The following is a 15100-nucleotide window of genomic DNA, read 5'->3' on the forward strand; positions in this document are numbered from 1 at the left end:
CGCTGCTGCATTAATACACGTCGCGCCGGTAGCGCCCTTCGGCCGCCAGCGCGTCGAGCGCAGGCCGGCCCAGTATCTCCTGCAGGGCCTGGTCTACACCGCCCGCCATGCCGGCCAGGCTGCCGCAGATATAGATGGCCGCGCCCTGCTCCAGCCACAGCTTGACTTCATCGGCATTGCCGCGCAGGCGGTCCTGCACGTAGGTGCGCTCCGTCTGGTCGCGCGAAAACGCCAGGTCCAGGCGCGGCAGGTCGCCGCTGGCATGCCAGCCTTCAATCTCTTCGCGATAATGAAAATCGTGGGCCAGGTTGCGCTCGCCAAAGATCAGCCAGTTGCGCCGCTGCCCTGCCAGCACGCGGCTCTTCAGGTGGCCGCGCAGACCGGCGATGCCGCTGCCGTTGCCGATCAAAATCAATGGCCGCTGGGCATTGTCTTCCAGCCGGAAGCGTTTATGCTGGCGCAAGCGCAGTTGCACCACGTCGCCCACCTTGGCCTGCGCCGTGAGCCAGCCCGAGGCCCGGCCCAGGCTGCCGTCGGGATGCGCATGCTGGCGCACCAGCAAGTGCACGCCGCCATCGCGCGGAATCGAAGCGATCGAATATTCGCGCGGCTGCGAGGGGTCGGCGGGCGCCGTCACCTGCACCAGGTCGCCCGACTGCCAGTCAGGCAAGCTGCCGGCCACGGGCGCCAGTTCCACGTGATAGATGGCGCCGCCCGCGCTGCCCGGGTTGAGCAGCTGCCTGTGCGTCAGGCGCCAGTCGCCGAAGGCGGGCGCGCTCCAGTCGGGCGCGTCGCTGGTGCCGGCCAGGTGACTCAGATGCTGGAACCATTGCTCGATGCTGACGCTGGCGCTGCGGTCGACTTCGATGCGCTCGAACAGGCGCGAGGCGCCCTGCGCCGCCAGCCAGGCATCGAGCGCGCGGCCGAAACCGCAAAACTGGCCATAGCTGCGGTCGCCCAGGGCCAGCACGGCGTAATGCAATTGCGGCAGCGCCAGCCCGCCCGTCATCAGGCGGCCCATGAAGGCGGCCGCATTGTCGGGCGCATCGCCTTCGCCATAGGTGCTGACTAAAAACAGAGTCCGTTCGGCTTGTTGCAGATCAACGGCCGTGACTTCGGCCAGCGCGCACAGGCGCACGGGGATGCCGGCCAGTTGCAGGCTCTGCGCCGTTTGCGTGGCCAGTTCCTCGGCATTGCCCGTCTGGCTTGCATACGCCACCAGCCAGGCGGGACTGTTTGCCAGCGCCGCCTTGGCGGCGGCGGACGCGCGGCGCCTGGCGCGCGCGCGCAACCAAGGCGCCAGGCACACGCCCGCGTAGCTGAGGGACAGGGCCGCCAGCAAGGCCAGCCGCGTCGTATCGTGCGTAAAAATCATGGAATTAATCGTTCATTCGTCGAGCATGGCCAGCATGTGGCTGCTCAGCGTTTCGTGAAAGCCAGAGCCGTCGCGCTGCAGGAAGCGCGCGGCCAGGCCCTGCTCTTCGGCCAGCGCCATGCCGGCCTCGGCACCGAGCACGGTCAGGGCCGTCGACCAGGCGTCGGCCGCCATGCATTGCTCATGCACGACGGTGACGGAAGCGAGTTGATTGGCGATCGGCATGCCGCTGCGCGGATCGATGGTGTGTGAGAAACGCGCCGTGCCGTCCTGGAAGAAACGCCGGTAGTCGCCCGACGTGGCCACGGACAAGCCGTGCAGCGCCAGCAGCATTTCCGGCGGATGTAGATCCGCGTAGGCGCCATCGACCTGTTCCAGCATCACCCACCACGGCTGGCCGTCGGGCTTGCTGCCGGCGCCGCGCAGCTCGCCGCCCACTTCGACCAGGTAATGGCCGATGCCCTGCCTGTCCAGATAGCGCGCCAGGCGATCCACGCCATACCCCTTGGCGATGGCCGATAAATCGAGCTGCAAGCCGCCCGGCTGACGCGCGCGGCGGGCCGGCAAGTCCAGCTCCAGGCGGCGGCGCTGGCGCTGCGACAGCAGCAAGGCCACCGTCTCTTTGTTCGGCGGCAGGAAACCGGGCTCGTCGTAGCGATGGCGGGGGCCGAAGCCCCACAGGTTGACGAGGACGCCCGCACACGGGTCGTATGCGCCACCGGACGCCTGCGACACGTGCATGGCAAAGCCCAGCACCTCGCAAAAGGCGGCGGGCAGGCTGTGCCAGCTGCCGGGTTCGGCCCGGTTGAAGCGGCCCAGGTCGGACTCATCGCTCCAGTGACTCATTTGCGCCACGACCAGGTCCAGCTGCTGCTGCAAGCCCTGCTGCAGGTCGGCGCTGCCGGCGCGTCCCGGCATGGCGGACTCGAGCAGGCGCACCGACCAGCTGGTGCCCATGGTCAAGCCACGCAAGTCCCGGATCGCGGCGCCGGGCGGCGCGGCCTGATCGGAAATATGCTGCGGCAGCAGGACCCGGCGCATCGGCGAGCTCGTGACGATGCCGCCGCTTACTGCGGCAGCACTTCCACGGTGGCCGCGTAGGTCATGCGGCGCTCCGGCATGGCTGGCGGCTGGCCGGCCACGGCCGGGGCGGCCGCTGGCCAGGTGCTGCTCAGGTAATACATGCCGGCGGCCGGCACGGTGAACGTGATCTCGCCCTTGGCATCGGTGCTCTGGCGGATTTCCCCCAGCACGCCACGGTAGCGCACGCCGCCCGGCACCAGGCTGAAGGCCTGATTCGCGGCCGGCTTGCCGTCGATCAGGAAGCGCCACGTGGCTTTTTCGCCCGCGCGCAAGTCGTTCGGATGGGTCACCGGCACGAATTCCAGGCCCACGCCCGTCGGCTTGAACACTTCCGTGCTGGTTTCGCCATTGCTGAAGAAAGTTTCCAGCCGCGCTGCCGTGCGCGTGATTTTCAGCTCTTGCGCGTCGGCCGGCACTTCCTTCTTGAACGTCTCTTCATTGCCGCGGAAACGCTTCTGCTCGCCATTGAGCTTGTAGCTGCCCATCACGTTTTGCGACACGATGGCCGCTTTATACGTGCCCGGCTTTTCCATTTTTACGTCGAAGACGCTGCGCAAACGGCCCGTGAGCGTATTCGCCGGCGCCACTTTCGCGCCATCGGGGCCGGTCACTTGCAGCGCATCCAGGCGCAGCGGCTGGTGGTCGATCTCGAACAGGCCGTCGGAGACGGCAGCGTCCACCGTCACCCAGGCGTCCTTGCTTTCCACCATCGTGCTCGATGGCACCATCCAGCCCCGGTGGGCGTGGGCATTCATGGCCAGGCCGGCCAGCGCCAGGGCGATCAGCGGTTTATTCAGTTGCTTCAACATGGTAGAGGCGCCTTAAGGTTTGAGTTGGACGACGACATTGCCGAGTTCTTCCTTGCCCTTGCCAGGAACGGACTGGGCCGATTTCAGCGGCCACTGGAACGGCACGCGCACCAGTTCGCGTCCGCCCGCTTCGCGTGCCGCTTCCACCACCACCTGGTATTCGCCGGCCGGCAGCTTGTCGAGCAAGGCCTTGGCGCCAGGGAAAGTCAGGGTATGTTCGCCCGGCGCGCGCGTGGCGCCGCTGACGCCGTCCACTGGCATGGCCAGGTCGCGGCCGCTCTTGCGCCACCATTGACGCATGTCCTTCAGCCATTTTTCGCCCGCCTTGTCCTTCTTTTTCACGTCATACAGCACAGCCAGATTGCCAACGACCTTTTGATCGGCCGTTTCCAGCCACGCCGCCACGTAGGGGCGGTGGTATTCCGCCACGTTCAGTTGCGGGATTTCAAGCTTCAGGGACAGGTCGGCAGCCATCGCCGACGTACCGATCAGGGGAAGGCCAAGCGCCAGGGAGTAGCGTAATTTCATGGTGTGCCTGTAAAAAGGAAAAATAAAAACATCAGTGGATAAACAGCAAGGCGATCGCGCAAGGTATCAGAATGCCGAGGCCAACCATCGGCCACGTAAATGGCCGGTTGGCCGCGTGGAACTTCAAAATCAATAGCCCCGTCAGGCAAAACACGATGCAGGCGCCGGCAAAGATGTCGATGAACCAGCTCCAGGCGACGCCCGTGTTGCGGCCCTTGTGCACGTCGTTGAGCCAGGACACCCAGCCCCGGTCCGTCAATTCATATTCGGCGGCCCCGTCTTCCAGGCCGATGCGCACCCAGGCGTCGCCGCCTGCCTTGGGCAACGGCAAATACACTTCGTCGATCGACCATTCGGCGGGACGCCCGCCCGCGTTGAGCGACCACTGCTGCTTGAGCCAGGTTTCCGCGGCGGCCGGCATCGGTGCATTGGCGCCGTCATGCCCGGTGGCAAAGGCGGCCAGTTCCGTGACGAGGGGCGCCGGCAACTGCGCCTTCTGGCGCGTGATCGACGGTTTCGACTCGATCTGACCGGCGTGGTTCAGGGTGATGCCGGTGATGGCGAACAAAAACATGCCCAGCAAACAAAGTGCCGAGCTGATCCAGTGCCATTGATGCAAGTTCTTCAGCCAGACGGCGCGGCTGGCGTTGTTCCTGGCCTTGTCGGCGGCGCCCGCACTATGCATGCTCCGCTCCCGGCAAGGGGCGGGCCAGCTGGCGCGACAAGTCAGTGTGCTTCATTCCCATCCTTCAATCAGAGTGCATGCCGATATTTCAAACAAATGATAATGATTATCATTTATTAAGTCAAGACATGGGGCGCCCCGCCGGGCCGGCGTTTTGTAACAGCTTTGAAACAAAGCACCGCTGCTACGTAAGCTGCCGTACAGAGCCGCATACAGCAAGCGCCTATGCTTGTTGTTCAGGACAACCAACAAGGGAGCACCCATGCAATCGTATTCCAGCGAACAACTGGCCAGCATCGCGGCCAAGATCAAGGACGTCAAATTCGGCATGCTGACCACCAGCGACGACATGCGCACCCTCACCAGCCGGCCGCTGACGCAGCAGCAGGTCGATAACGAAGGGCAGATCTGGTTCTTTGTTTCCGACGAGGCCAACTATACGCGCGACTTGCTGAACAATCCGCAAGTCAATGTCAGCTTCGTCGACACGGGCGACAGCCTGTATGTATCCGTCTGCGGCCACGCGCAGCTGCTGAAAGACCGCGCCAAGGCGGAGGAATTGTGGAATCCGCTCGTGAAAGCCTGGTTCCCGGGCGGGCTCGACGATCCGAAGCTGTCGCTGATCAAGGTGACGATCCAGTCGGCCGAGTATTGGGATAGCAGCGCCAGCAAGATGATGCAATTCTATGAAATGGCCAAGGCCGCCATCACGGGCGAGCCGCCGAAAGACATGGGCGAACACGGCCGGGTCGATCTGTAGCAGATTTACCCTATTTTACCCGGGTAATATTGACTTTCTATTTAACCCGGGTAAAATTGCCTGCATTCCCCATGGAGGCAAGACATGCATACCCCCGCACCACCTCAGCTCACCGCCTTTGCCGGCAAGCGAAAAGTCGCCGCCGGCCCTTTACATGCGCTTGCGCAAACACTGAAGGAACTGGTGACGCGCGATCCCGATGCGCAGATCCTGATTTTCGACGATGCCAGCGGCAGCCAGGTCGACCTGAACCTGCACGGCAGCCTGGCCGACGTGCTGCAGCGCCTGCCTCGCGCGGCAACGCCGGCGCCGCAGGACGACGCTCCCGCCCCGGCGCGCACGGCAGGCCGCCCGAAGCTGGGCGTCGTGGCGCGCGAAATCACTTTGCTGCCCCGTCACTGGGAATGGCTGGCGACGCAGCCGGGCGGCGCTTCCGTCGCCTTGCGCAAACTGGTGGAACACGCGCAGCGCGGCAACAAGCTGCACGATGAGCAGCGCCAGGCACGCGAAGCGGCCTATAAAGTCATGAATGCGCTGGCCGGCGATGCGCCAGGCTTCGAGGAAGCAAGCCGCGCCCTGTTCGCCGGCAAGCAAGCAGCGTTTCTCGCATGCGTACAGGAATGGCCAGCGGACGTGCGCGAACACGTCTTGCAGCTGGCCCGGCGCGCGTGGCTTGAGAGTGAAGAAAGTTAGGCGGCCAGATCAGACGCCCGTACTGCCCGTGGTGTCGGGCGCATCGTCGGCGCTCTGCCGGCTCTGCCCGGCGGAGCCGGACTGGTGATGGGGCAGGCGGTCGGCGCGCCGCACCTCGCCGATGGAAAACAGATCGTCGCCGATATCGAGCCCTTGCTCGCTATCGACCAGCACAAAGTTCTCGGCAGAATCGGCCGTACTTTGCTTGTTGCCTGCCACGGACGGCGTGCCGCCCTGGCTATTGCCGGCTTGCGGCGTGGTGGAGTTGCCCATCATCTTCTCCCTGATCGTGAGTGCGATTTGACTGCGTTGACTGCGTGTCGGCCGTGGCCGGCGCAGCTATTTCATCATAGTCCATGCCTGCTGCGTTGCATCAAAATTTTGCGGCAGCCAAATAAGCGTGGCCCTGACCAGCGGCGTGCCTGCTTCCCGCTGGCCAGAGCCACTTGCAACTTGCTACTCAGCTGGCGCTACTTGTTGCGCGACCCGGAGCTGGAACCGGACCCGGAACCGCCGCTTTGCTTGTTGCCACTGTCACGGTTGCCCTCCTGGTTCATGCTGGCGTTATCGCGCGAACCGCTGGAGCTGGAGGCGCTTTGCCGGTTGGCATCGTTCTTGTGGCTTTGGCTGCCTGCGCGGCGGGCCTCTTCCGACGTGAATTCATGGGCCGTGCCTTTTTCATGCGCGGCACGTCCGCCTTCGCTGGCGATTTCGCGCTGCTGGGCGGGGTCCATGGAAGCGAAACCCCGCTTGCTGGTATCGCTTTGCTTGCTGCCGCCGCTGCCGCCGCTGCTACTGCTACTGCTACTGGTTTTACTACCTTGCTGTTTATTGTCGCTCGATGTGGCCATGATGATCTCCTTGATCGATGGAATCGGAAACAGTGCAAACCATGCAATTCTTCCCCCTCGCATGGCAAGGGAACCGTCATCTTAGTGCGCACATGGGGCACAAGAAATAGGAGGATGGCAAGAGCGCATGTAGGATGAGTCCCGCTCACGGTGGCGTAGTTACTTTCAGTTTTACACCAAAAGTATCTAACACTCAGCAGTTGGCGGGCAGCGGAAAAATCGCCGCGTCGGCCGTCACGTACACGCGCTCGCCAGTGCCTGGCAGCACCGCATGGCCGCCCGTGAAGGCGCCAAACGAGGGCAGGATGGCGCGCTGTTGGCCCAGCAGGAAACACGGCAGGCGCAGGCCGCCGCCGTGCGCTCCGCTCCCTTTGGCACGCAAGTGAAACACGGGATGCACGTGGCCCGCCAGCACGTAGCCGGGCGCGACGGTGTCCGGGTGATGGCAGAACGACAGCTTGCCCACCTGGTGCGGTTCATCGACCATGCGGATGCCCAGCGCGGCGGCCGGATCGCCCGCATGCGCGTCATGGTTGCCGCGCACCACCGTCAGGCGCACGTCGCGATGACGCATGCGCCACGCCAGCATGGCCGCCACGGTGGCGGCCGCATGGGCGGCGCGCGCGTGCAAAAAATCGCCGAGAAAGACGATTTCCTCGCAGGCGTAACTGGCCAGCAAGGCGTCGAGCGCCAGCAGGTTTTGCGTGGTGGTGCCGCGCGGCACGGGCACGCCCAGCGCGCGAAACGCCGCCGCCTTGCCGAAATGGATGTCGGCAACGATCAATATCCTGCGCGCCGGCCAGTACACGGCCTTGTGCGCCAGCAGCCAGACCAGCTCGCCGGCCAGCTCCACCGCGCAATGCGCCTGCTCCTGTCCCTTCATGCGGCCGCCTTTTCCAGCGCCAGCACCAGCCGCGCCACCCGGTCCGACAGTTTTTCCGTCGTCAGCTGTTCGCGGAAGCGCTCGACCATCAGGCCGAAGGCAAATGGCGAGGCGCGCTCCAGCGCTTGCAGGCAGATGCTGCGTCCATGCAGTTCGCGCAAGGTGGCGCGCAGGCGCGTCAGTTCCAGTTCCTGCTCCAGCACTTCGCGCTGCGCCTGCGTGAGCAGCAAATTGGCCGCGTCGTGCTTGCGGAACACTTCAAAGAACAGCGAGGACGACGCTTGCAGCTGGCGCGCGCTTTTCGGCTGGCCTGGATAGCCCTGGAACACGAGGCCGGCGATGCGGGCGATTTCGCGGAAACGCCGCTGCGACAGTTCCGTCGCGTTCAGGCTGGCCAGCACGTCTTCGAGCAAGTTGTCCGTTCTGAACAGGGGAAGATCGGCACCGCTGGCGGCCGTCAGCAGCGGCGCAAAATCGATATCGTCCGCGCCCAGCAGTTCAAAGCCGTAATCGTTGACGGCGATCGACAAGGTGGCCGGCTGCACGCGCGCGATGCGATAGGCCAGCAGGGATGCCAGGCCCAGGTGCACGGAGCGGCCCGCAAACGGATACACGAACAGGTGATGGCCCTCGCGGCTGGACAAGGTTTCCAGCAGCAGGCTGGCGCGCGTGGGCAGGCTGGACCATTTCTGCTGGATGGCCAGCAGGGGCGCCAGCGCGCGCATTTCCGGCCCGCTGGCACGGCCCTCCTGCGCCAGCTGCAGCTGGTCCAGCACGGCATGCGCCAGCTCCGACGACAGCGGCATCTTGCCGCCCTGCCAGCGCGGCACGGCACCGCGGCTGCCCGTGGCGCGCCGCACGTAGGCCGTCATCTCATGCACGCGCACGAATTCCAGGATACGCCCGCCAAACAGAAAATGGTCGCCCTGCTTCAGGCGCGCGATGAACGATTCCTCGATGCTGCCGATGCGCGCCCCGCCGAGGAATTTGACCTGGATCGCCGCTTCCGAGACGATGGTGCCGATGCTCATGCGGTGGCGCCGTGCCAGCGCCAGGTCCGGCACGCGGTAGACGCCTGCATCGTCCGGCAGCACTCTGCGGTATTCCGGGTACACGGTCAGGCTTTGCCCGCCGCGCGCGACGAAGTCGAGCGCCCATTGCCACTCGTCCGGCGTCAGGTGGCGATACGACCAGGCCGCGCGCACTTCCGCGTACAGGGCCGGCGAGTCGAAACCGCCGCCCAGCGCGATCGTCACCAGGTGCTGCACCAGCACGTCGAGCGGCTTGTCCGGCACGGGCCGCGCTTCTAGGTGGCCCTGCGCCAGGGCAGCGCGGGCGGCGGCCGCTTCCAGCAATTCCAGGCTGTTGGTGGGCACCAGGGTGACGCGCGAAATGCGCCCCGGCGCGTGGCCGCTGCGCCCCGCCCGCTGCACCAGGCGCGCGATGCCTTTCGCGCTGCCCACCTGCAGCACCCGTTCGACGGGCAGGAAATCGACGCCCAGGTCCAGGCTGGACGTGCACACGACGGCTTTCAGCTCGCCCGTCTTCAGGTGCTGCTCGACCCACTCGCGCACTTCGCGGTCCAGCGAACCGTGGTGCAGGGCGATCAGGCCGGCCCAGTCGGGGCGCGCATCGAGCAAGTGCTGGTACCACAGCTCGGCCTGCGAACGCGTGTTGGTGAACACCAGGGTGGTGGCGCTGCCCTCGATCTCGGCGATCAGCGGCTGCAGCATCTGGATGCCCAGGTGGCCGCCCCAGGGAAAGCGCGTGGGATTGACGGGAATCAGACTGTCGACAAGGATGCGCTTTTTGACTTTACCTTCGACCAGCACGCCATCGCTTTGTTCTCCCAGCAAGACGTCCTGCGCCTGCCGCAGATTGCCCAGGGTAGCCGACAAGCCCCACGTCATCAAGGTTGCATTCCAGCGGCGCAAACGGGCCAGCGCCAGCTGCACCTGCACGCCGCGCTTGCTGCCCATCAATTCATGCCACTCGTCGACGATCACCGTTTCCAGCAGGCTGAAGCGTTCCTGCGCGTCCGCCTGGCTCAGCATCAGGGACAGGCTTTCCGGCGTCGTGACGAGCACCTCGGGCCACGCTTTCGCCTGCCGCGCCCGCTGCGCGGCGCTCGTATCGCCCGTGCGCGCCTCGATGCGCCAGCCGGGCGCCAGCGTTTCGCCGGACGCCTGCAGCGCGCGCACGGTGTCGGCCGCCAGCGCCCGCATGGGCGTGATCCACAGCACGCGCATGCCCTGCTTCCTGCCCTTGCGTTGTAGCCGCTCGGCGCGCAGCAAGGCGCCGAACCACACGGCATACGTCTTGCCGGACCCTGTACTCGCATGCAGCAAGCCGGACTGGCCCTGCGCGCCAGCGCGCCAGACGGCGCGCTGGAAAGGAAAGATCGTCCAGCCGCGCCCCGTGAACCACGCATCGATGCGCTGCGCCAGCGCGCTTTTACTCATCGCCTGCTCATGCGGCGCCCGCCAGCATGGCCTTCAGCGTGGCCAGGGTGTCGGCGTCGGCAACTGTCTTGTCTTCGCGGCGGCGCAGGATGCGGGGGAAGCGCACGGCGATGCCCGCCTTGTGGCGGCTGGACGCAGCGATGCCCTCGAAACCGATCTCGAACACCATCGTCGGCTGCACGCTGCGCACGGGGCCGAATTTTTCTATCGTCGTCTTGCGGATGGCCGCGTCGACTTGCGCGATCTCCGCATCGGTCAAGCCCGAATACGCCTTGGCGAACGGCACCAGCTTACGCTCCCCCTGCCCGCCCTCCTCCACGTCATCCCACACGGCAAACGTATAATCCGTGTACAGCGACGCGCGGCGGCCGTGGCCCGCCTGGGCGTAGATCAGCACGGCGTCGATGGCATACGGATCGATCTTCCATTTCCACCACGTGCCCACGTCTTTCGTGCGGCCCACGCCATACGCGGCCGACACGGCCTTGAGCATCAGGCCTTCCACGCCGCGCGCGCGCGATTCCTCGCGGATGATGGCCAATGCCTCCCAGCTAGCCGCGTCAACACGCGGCGACAGGCGCAACGCGGGAGAGTGCACGCCGGCCACCACGCTTTCCAGCAGCGCGCGCCGTTCCAGCTGGGGCAGCTGGCGCACGTCCACGCCATCGAGTTCCAGCACATCGTAAGCCACCAGCACGGCGGGCAGCTCGGCCAGCAGCTTGGGCGAGACCGTCTTGCGGCCCATCCGTTGCTGCAAATCGGCAAATGGCGCCGGCACGTCGCCCGGCTGCCAGATGAGGATTTCGCCATCGAGCACGGTACCCTCGGGCAAGGCCAGCTGCGCCAGTTCCGGAAAGCGCTCCGTGATCAATTCCTCGCCGCGCGACCACAGCCAGTTCACGCCATCGCGGCGCAGCAGCTGGGCGCGCATGCCGTCGTATTTCCACTCGGCCAGCCAGCCGCCGATGTCGCCCAGGCTTTCCGGCCCCGCCTGCAGGGGATGCGCGAGGAAAAACGGATACGGCTGGCCGCCGCGCAGCGCATGTTCGCCGTCCGACTGCGCGGCGATCAGCTTCAAGAATCCAGCGCCCGTGGGGTTGACCTTGCCATCGGTCCAGCCCATCAGGCGCTGGGCGATCAGCTTGCTGTCGACGGCGGCGATGGACGCCAGCGCGCGCGTCACCAGCAGTTTTGAGACGCCCACGCGAAAGCCGCCGCCGATCAGCTTGATCAACAGAAAACGTTCGCGCGTTTCCAGCTCGTCCCAGTACCCCAGCAGGGCGGCGCGGATGGCGTCCGGCGCCGCGCCGCGCAACGGTGCGATGCGCTGCTCGACCCACTCGGCCAGGCCGACGTCGCTGCGTTTGGCGGGCGCGGGCAGGATCAGGGCGATGGTTTCGGCCAGGTCGCCCACGGCGTGATAGGCCTCGTCGAACAGCCAGGCATCGAGGCCCGCCCGTTCGGTCGCGTATTCGCGCAGCAATTTGGTGGGCACGGCCTGACGCGGCTTGCCGCCGGCCAGGAAATACACGGCCCAGGCCGCGTTCTCGGGCGAGGCGCCGCGAAAATAGGCTTGCAGCGCCGCCAGCTTGCGGCTGGTGGAGGTCGTCTCGTCGAGTTCCGCGTACAGCCGGGCAAAGTCACGCATGGCTGACGTCCTCCGCCGCCGCGGCCGCATCGGGCGCACCGTCATCGGCCTCGTCATCGCCGTATTCCGTCTCGAAGCCGCCCGCCTGCCAGCCGTTCTGCTGCAGCCAGCGCACCATGACGGGAATCGAGCCATGCGTGACGATGATGCGTTCGGCCTGCGTGGCCGTGATCGCTTGCATCAGGCCGGGCCAGTCGGCATGGTCGGACAGCACGAAACCCCGGTCCACGCCGCGCCGCCGGCGCGCCCCGCGCAGCAGCATCCAGCCGCTGGCAAACGCATCGCTGTAGTCGCCGAAGCGCTTCATCCACGGCGAGCCGGCGGCCGATGGGGGCGCGATCACCAGCGCCGTTTTCAATGCAGCCTTGTCCGTCACCTCGCCCACCATCACGGTGGCGGGCAAGGCCACGCCCGACTCGCGGTAGACCTGCGTCAGGGCTTGCGCCGCGCCATGGCAGATGATGGGGCCGATGCTGGCATCGAGGCCCGCCAGGATGCGCTGCGCCTTGCCGAAGGCATAGCAGAACAGCACGCTGGTGCGCCCTTCGGCCGCATTCCTGCGCCACCACTGGTTGATGTCGTCGTAGATTTCCTGCGGCGCCTGCCAGCGGTAAATGGGCAGGCCGAAGGTCGATTCCGTGATGAAGGTGTCGCAGCGCACGGGTTCGAACGGCAGGCAGGTGGGATCGGGCTGCAGCTTGTAGTCGCCCGACGCCACCCACACTTCGCCGCCATATTCCATGCGCACCTGTGCCGAACCGAGCACGTGGCCGGCCGGATGCAGCGACACCTGCACGCCGTGGTGTTCGATGGTCTCGCCATACGCGAGGCCCTGGATGGACACGGGGCCCAGGCGCGCGCGCAGCACTTGCTCGCCTGGCGCGGCGCACAGGTAATGCCGGTGCCCGACCCGCGCATGGTCGGCGTGCGCATGTGTGATGATGGCGCGCTCGACGGGGCGCCACGGGTCGATGTAGAACTGACCCGGCACACAGTACAAACCTTCCTTGCGCACCACTACCATGTCTGCCATGCCCTGCTCCCTGCGTTATCACGCGTTGGAATGGGCTGATTCTAGCGCTCTTGCGCCAGATCATCTGTCAGACAGCGCACACTGGGTTCACGCCGGTGCGACAAACTCGGCCATGAAGGTGCGCGTGGTGTTTTCCGGAAAGGCAATCGTGACCTGGTCGCCCGCCACCGACAGTACGGTGCCGATCTGGTAGCGGGGCACGCGCACGCGGCTGCCGACGGCGATCTGCGGCGCTGGCGGCGGCGATGGCGCTTGGGACGGGACCGGGGGCAACTCGTCGAGGGAAATGGGCGCGGCCAGCGCGGGCGGCGACAGGCAATTGTCACAGGTGCAGCAGCGCTGGAAATCGCCGGCATCGCCAAAATAATCGAGCAGCAGTTTCCAGCGGCACAAGCCGCTTTGCGCATAGGCCACCATCTGCTCGAGCGCCTGTTTGTCGCGCTCCTGCTTGTCGACGTAGATCTGCGCCAGCTGCGCATACGAGGGCGAGCTGGCCGAGGGCGCTTTCAGGCTGTAGCCCAGCTTGCGGTCCTGGCGCAGCAGCTTGCCGTCTTTCAACAGTTTCAGGCATACCTTCAGGTGGCCGTCGGAAAAATCGGGCAGGCTGGACGCCAGCGCAGCGAAAGTAAACGTGGCCGGCAATTCTTGCGCTGCCGCCACGATGGCGGCCAGTTCCTCGGCCGTCGGGTAATGCTTGGCCAGAAAAAATTGCTGGACCCGCTTGTCTTCCTGGAAGTACAGCAAGGTGCAGTCGGCGGGCAAGCCGTCGCGCCCTGCGCGGCCCGATTCCTGATAGTACGCTTCCAGGTTGGCCGGCACCTGCAAGTGAATGACGAAGCGCGTGTCGGGCTTGTCGATGCCCATGCCAAAGGCGTTGGTGGCCACCATGATGCGGCGCTCGCCATTCATGAACAAGTCCTGGTGGTGCTTGCGCTCGCGCGCCGCCAGCTTGCCGTGGTAGCAGGTGACGCTCTCGCCCAACGCTTCCAGCCGCGCCGCCAGGTCTTCGACGGCCTTGACGGTGGCCGCGTACACGATGCCCACGCCCGGCGTCTCGCGCAGCAGGCGCAGGACTTCATCCTGTTTTTCTCCCGCATTCGTGACCTGGATCACGCGGTAGCGCAAATTGGCGCGGTAGATGCCGGTATTGATGACGTTCAGCTTGCGCGCTTCGAGTTGCGTATCGATATCGGCCATTACTTCCCCGGTGGCCGTGGCGGTCAACGCCAGCACGGCCGGGCGGCCCAGCGCGCGCAGGGCGGCCGCGATGTCCAGGTAGGCGGGACGGAAGTCGTGGCCCCACTGGGAAATGCAATGGGCTTCATCGATGACGACCAGGCTTGGCGGCGCGCCGGCCAGCAGGGACAGGAAGGCGGTATTGGTAAGACGTTCCGGCGTGCAAAAGATGATGAGTCTGCCGCCCTGGGCGATGCGGGCGATGGCGTCGTCTTCCTCGGCGCGCGACAGGCTGCTGTTGAGCTGCACGGCCGTGATGCCCAGTTCGTGCAGCTTTTCCAGCTGGTCCTTCATCAGAGAAATCAACGGGGACACCACCACGGTGGCACCCGGCAACAGAGCGGCGGGCAGCTGGTAGCACAGCGACTTGCCGCTGCCCGTGGGCATGATGGCCAGGGTGTCGCGTCCGGCCAGCACGCTGTCGATGACGTCCTGCTGGCCGGCGCGCAGCCGCGCCACGCCAAATACGGAGCGCAGCAGACGCTGGATCTTGCGCTGGCGGGCGCTGCCCGCTTCGTTCACTGCAGAAATGGTAGTCGCCATCGTGGTCCGGTCCCTCACATGCCGGCGCCAATTGCCAGCTTGCCGCCACTTTACGGCCGGGTCTGGCGTACGACCATAGGACGGCTGCTACAGCCAGCGTAGGATTTCAGGAAGCGAACAGGATGGCCCAGAACAGCATCAGCAGCCCGGCAATCGACACGCACCACACGAGCGTGCGCACGACGGGCACGCCGAACGCGTACAGGGGCAAATACAGTACGCGCGCGGCCAAATACAGGGCGGCGCCGTACAAGGTCAGTGCGCTTTCCTGCGCCGTCACGTGGGCGATCAGCACGGCGGCGGCGAACAGGGGCAGGGTTTCGAACAGGTTTGCCTGGGCACGCCGCAAACGGCCCGTGATCTTGCCCACGGGCGGTCCGTCGCCGTCGCGCGCGCTCACGTTATAGGCCGTGCCCGTTTCGCGCGTGCGGAACAGCGCGGGCAGCAGGATTTGCACCAGCGCCAGCACCAGGGTACCGGCCAGCATCGTCAGTTCAGGGGTCATGCCTTA

Annotated in this window: 15 protein-coding genes; 2 read left to right on the forward strand and 13 right to left on the reverse strand. The window is 65.8% G+C overall.

Annotation, left to right across the window (positions count from 1 at the left end; translation table 11 throughout):
• Positions 1–10: 10 nt before the first annotated feature.
• Genes D9M09_RS19560 through D9M09_RS19580 form a run of 5 tightly spaced genes read right to left on the reverse strand, consistent with a single transcriptional unit; the run spans position 11 to position 4480 of the window.
• On the reverse strand, positions 11–1375 hold the full coding sequence (locus D9M09_RS19560) for a sulfite reductase subunit alpha (RefSeq protein ID WP_121670178.1): 1365 nt from the start codon (positions 1373–1375) through the stop codon (positions 11–13).
• A gap of 12 nt (positions 1376–1387) precedes the next feature.
• Entirely contained in the window at positions 1388–2416 is a 1029-nt protein-coding gene (locus tag D9M09_RS19565; protein WP_121670179.1) for an FAD:protein FMN transferase, read from the reverse strand.
• Positions 2417–2442: 26 nt separating this feature from the next.
• Positions 2443–3267, reverse strand: a complete 825-nt coding sequence (locus tag D9M09_RS19570) for a DUF4198 domain-containing protein (protein ID WP_121670180.1) — start codon at positions 3265–3267, stop codon at positions 2443–2445.
• Positions 3268–3279: 12 nt separating this feature from the next.
• Entirely contained in the window at positions 3280–3795 is a 516-nt protein-coding gene (locus tag D9M09_RS19575) for a DUF2271 domain-containing protein (protein WP_070291824.1), read from the reverse strand.
• A 31-nt stretch (positions 3796–3826) separates the two neighbouring features.
• Positions 3827–4480: a PepSY-associated TM helix domain-containing protein gene (locus D9M09_RS19580; protein ID WP_121670181.1), complete on the reverse strand. Its 654-nt coding sequence runs from the start codon at positions 4478–4480 to the stop codon at positions 3827–3829.
• A 262-nt stretch (positions 4481–4742) separates the two neighbouring features.
• Here D9M09_RS19580 and D9M09_RS19585 point away from each other — a divergent pair, with 262 nt between their 5' ends.
• The gene (locus D9M09_RS19585) at positions 4743–5240 is read left to right on the forward strand and encodes a pyridoxamine 5'-phosphate oxidase family protein (protein WP_121670182.1); all 498 of its coding nucleotides are present in this window, start codon (positions 4743–4745) and stop codon (positions 5238–5240) included.
• 84 nt (positions 5241–5324) lie between these two features.
• Positions 5325–5933, forward strand: coding sequence for a DUF2239 family protein (locus D9M09_RS19590; RefSeq protein ID WP_121670183.1), 609 nt, complete (start codon positions 5325–5327; stop codon positions 5931–5933).
• Between the two features lie 9 nt (positions 5934–5942).
• Here D9M09_RS19590 and D9M09_RS19595 read toward each other — a convergent pair whose 3' ends face one another.
• From D9M09_RS19595 to D9M09_RS19630, 8 genes are all read right to left on the reverse strand, one after another.
• Positions 5943–6209, reverse strand: coding sequence for a hypothetical protein (locus D9M09_RS19595; protein ID WP_070300427.1), 267 nt, complete (start codon positions 6207–6209; stop codon positions 5943–5945).
• A 194-nt stretch (positions 6210–6403) separates the two neighbouring features.
• On the reverse strand, positions 6404–6784 hold the full coding sequence (locus D9M09_RS19600; protein WP_121670184.1) for a KGG domain-containing protein: 381 nt from the start codon (positions 6782–6784) through the stop codon (positions 6404–6406).
• A 193-nt stretch (positions 6785–6977) separates the two neighbouring features.
• On the reverse strand, positions 6978–7667 hold the full coding sequence (gene pdeM / locus D9M09_RS19605) for a ligase-associated DNA damage response endonuclease PdeM (protein WP_121670185.1): 690 nt from the start codon (positions 7665–7667) through the stop codon (positions 6978–6980).
• Complete coding sequence (locus tag D9M09_RS19610; protein WP_121670186.1) at positions 7664–10129, reverse strand: ligase-associated DNA damage response DEXH box helicase; 2466 nt, start codon at positions 10127–10129, stop codon at positions 7664–7666. Before D9M09_RS19610 ends, pdeM begins: the two co-directional genes overlap by 4 nt.
• A 7-nt stretch (positions 10130–10136) precedes the next feature.
• Positions 10137–11777: an ATP-dependent DNA ligase gene (locus tag D9M09_RS19615; protein WP_121670187.1), complete on the reverse strand. Its 1641-nt coding sequence runs from the start codon at positions 11775–11777 to the stop codon at positions 10137–10139.
• Positions 11770–12810, reverse strand: coding sequence for a ligase-associated DNA damage response exonuclease (locus D9M09_RS19620; protein ID WP_121670188.1), 1041 nt, complete (start codon positions 12808–12810; stop codon positions 11770–11772). Before D9M09_RS19620 ends, D9M09_RS19615 begins: the two co-directional genes overlap by 8 nt.
• A gap of 87 nt (positions 12811–12897) precedes the next feature.
• Positions 12898–14589, reverse strand: a complete 1692-nt coding sequence (locus tag D9M09_RS19625) for a RecQ family ATP-dependent DNA helicase (protein WP_070312855.1) — start codon at positions 14587–14589, stop codon at positions 12898–12900.
• A gap of 106 nt (positions 14590–14695) precedes the next feature.
• The gene (locus D9M09_RS19630; RefSeq protein ID WP_070221081.1) at positions 14696–15094 is read right to left on the reverse strand and encodes an MAPEG family protein; all 399 of its coding nucleotides are present in this window, start codon (positions 15092–15094) and stop codon (positions 14696–14698) included.
• Positions 15095–15100 lie beyond the last annotated feature (6 nt).

Origin of the sequence: Janthinobacterium agaricidamnosum (assembly GCF_003667705.1) — a bacterium.
Lineage (GTDB): Bacteria > Pseudomonadota > Gammaproteobacteria > Burkholderiales > Burkholderiaceae_D > Janthinobacterium.

Coding starts and splice junctions, on each gene's coding strand:
- D9M09_RS19595 (WP_070300427.1), bottom strand. CDS start 6,209: ATGATGGGCAACTCCACCACGCCGCAAGCCGGCAATAGCCAGGGCGGC.
- D9M09_RS19560 (WP_121670178.1), bottom strand. CDS start 1,375: ATGATTTTTACGCACGATACGACGCGGCTGGCCTTGCTGGCGGCCCTG.
- D9M09_RS19610 (WP_121670186.1), bottom strand. CDS start 10,129: ATGAGTAAAAGCGCGCTGGCGCAGCGCATCGATGCGTGGTTCACGGGG.
- D9M09_RS19620 (WP_121670188.1), bottom strand. CDS start 12,810: ATGGCAGACATGGTAGTGGTGCGCAAGGAAGGTTTGTACTGTGTGCCG.
- D9M09_RS19570 (WP_121670180.1), bottom strand. CDS start 3,267: ATGTTGAAGCAACTGAATAAACCGCTGATCGCCCTGGCGCTGGCCGGC.
- D9M09_RS19590 (WP_121670183.1), top strand. CDS start 5,325: ATGCATACCCCCGCACCACCTCAGCTCACCGCCTTTGCCGGCAAGCGA.
- pdeM (WP_121670185.1), bottom strand. CDS start 7,667: ATGAAGGGACAGGAGCAGGCGCATTGCGCGGTGGAGCTGGCCGGCGAG.
- D9M09_RS19565 (WP_121670179.1), bottom strand. CDS start 2,416: ATGCGCCGGGTCCTGCTGCCGCAGCATATTTCCGATCAGGCCGCGCCG.
- D9M09_RS19625 (WP_070312855.1), bottom strand. CDS start 14,589: ATGGCGACTACCATTTCTGCAGTGAACGAAGCGGGCAGCGCCCGCCAG.
- D9M09_RS19615 (WP_121670187.1), bottom strand. CDS start 11,777: ATGCGTGACTTTGCCCGGCTGTACGCGGAACTCGACGAGACGACCTCC.
- D9M09_RS19580 (WP_121670181.1), bottom strand. CDS start 4,480: ATGCATAGTGCGGGCGCCGCCGACAAGGCCAGGAACAACGCCAGCCGC.
- D9M09_RS19630 (WP_070221081.1), bottom strand. CDS start 15,094: ATGACCCCTGAACTGACGATGCTGGCCGGTACCCTGGTGCTGGCGCTG.
- D9M09_RS19575 (WP_070291824.1), bottom strand. CDS start 3,795: ATGAAATTACGCTACTCCCTGGCGCTTGGCCTTCCCCTGATCGGTACG.
- D9M09_RS19600 (WP_121670184.1), bottom strand. CDS start 6,784: ATGGCCACATCGAGCGACAATAAACAGCAAGGTAGTAAAACCAGTAGC.
- D9M09_RS19585 (WP_121670182.1), top strand. CDS start 4,743: ATGCAATCGTATTCCAGCGAACAACTGGCCAGCATCGCGGCCAAGATC.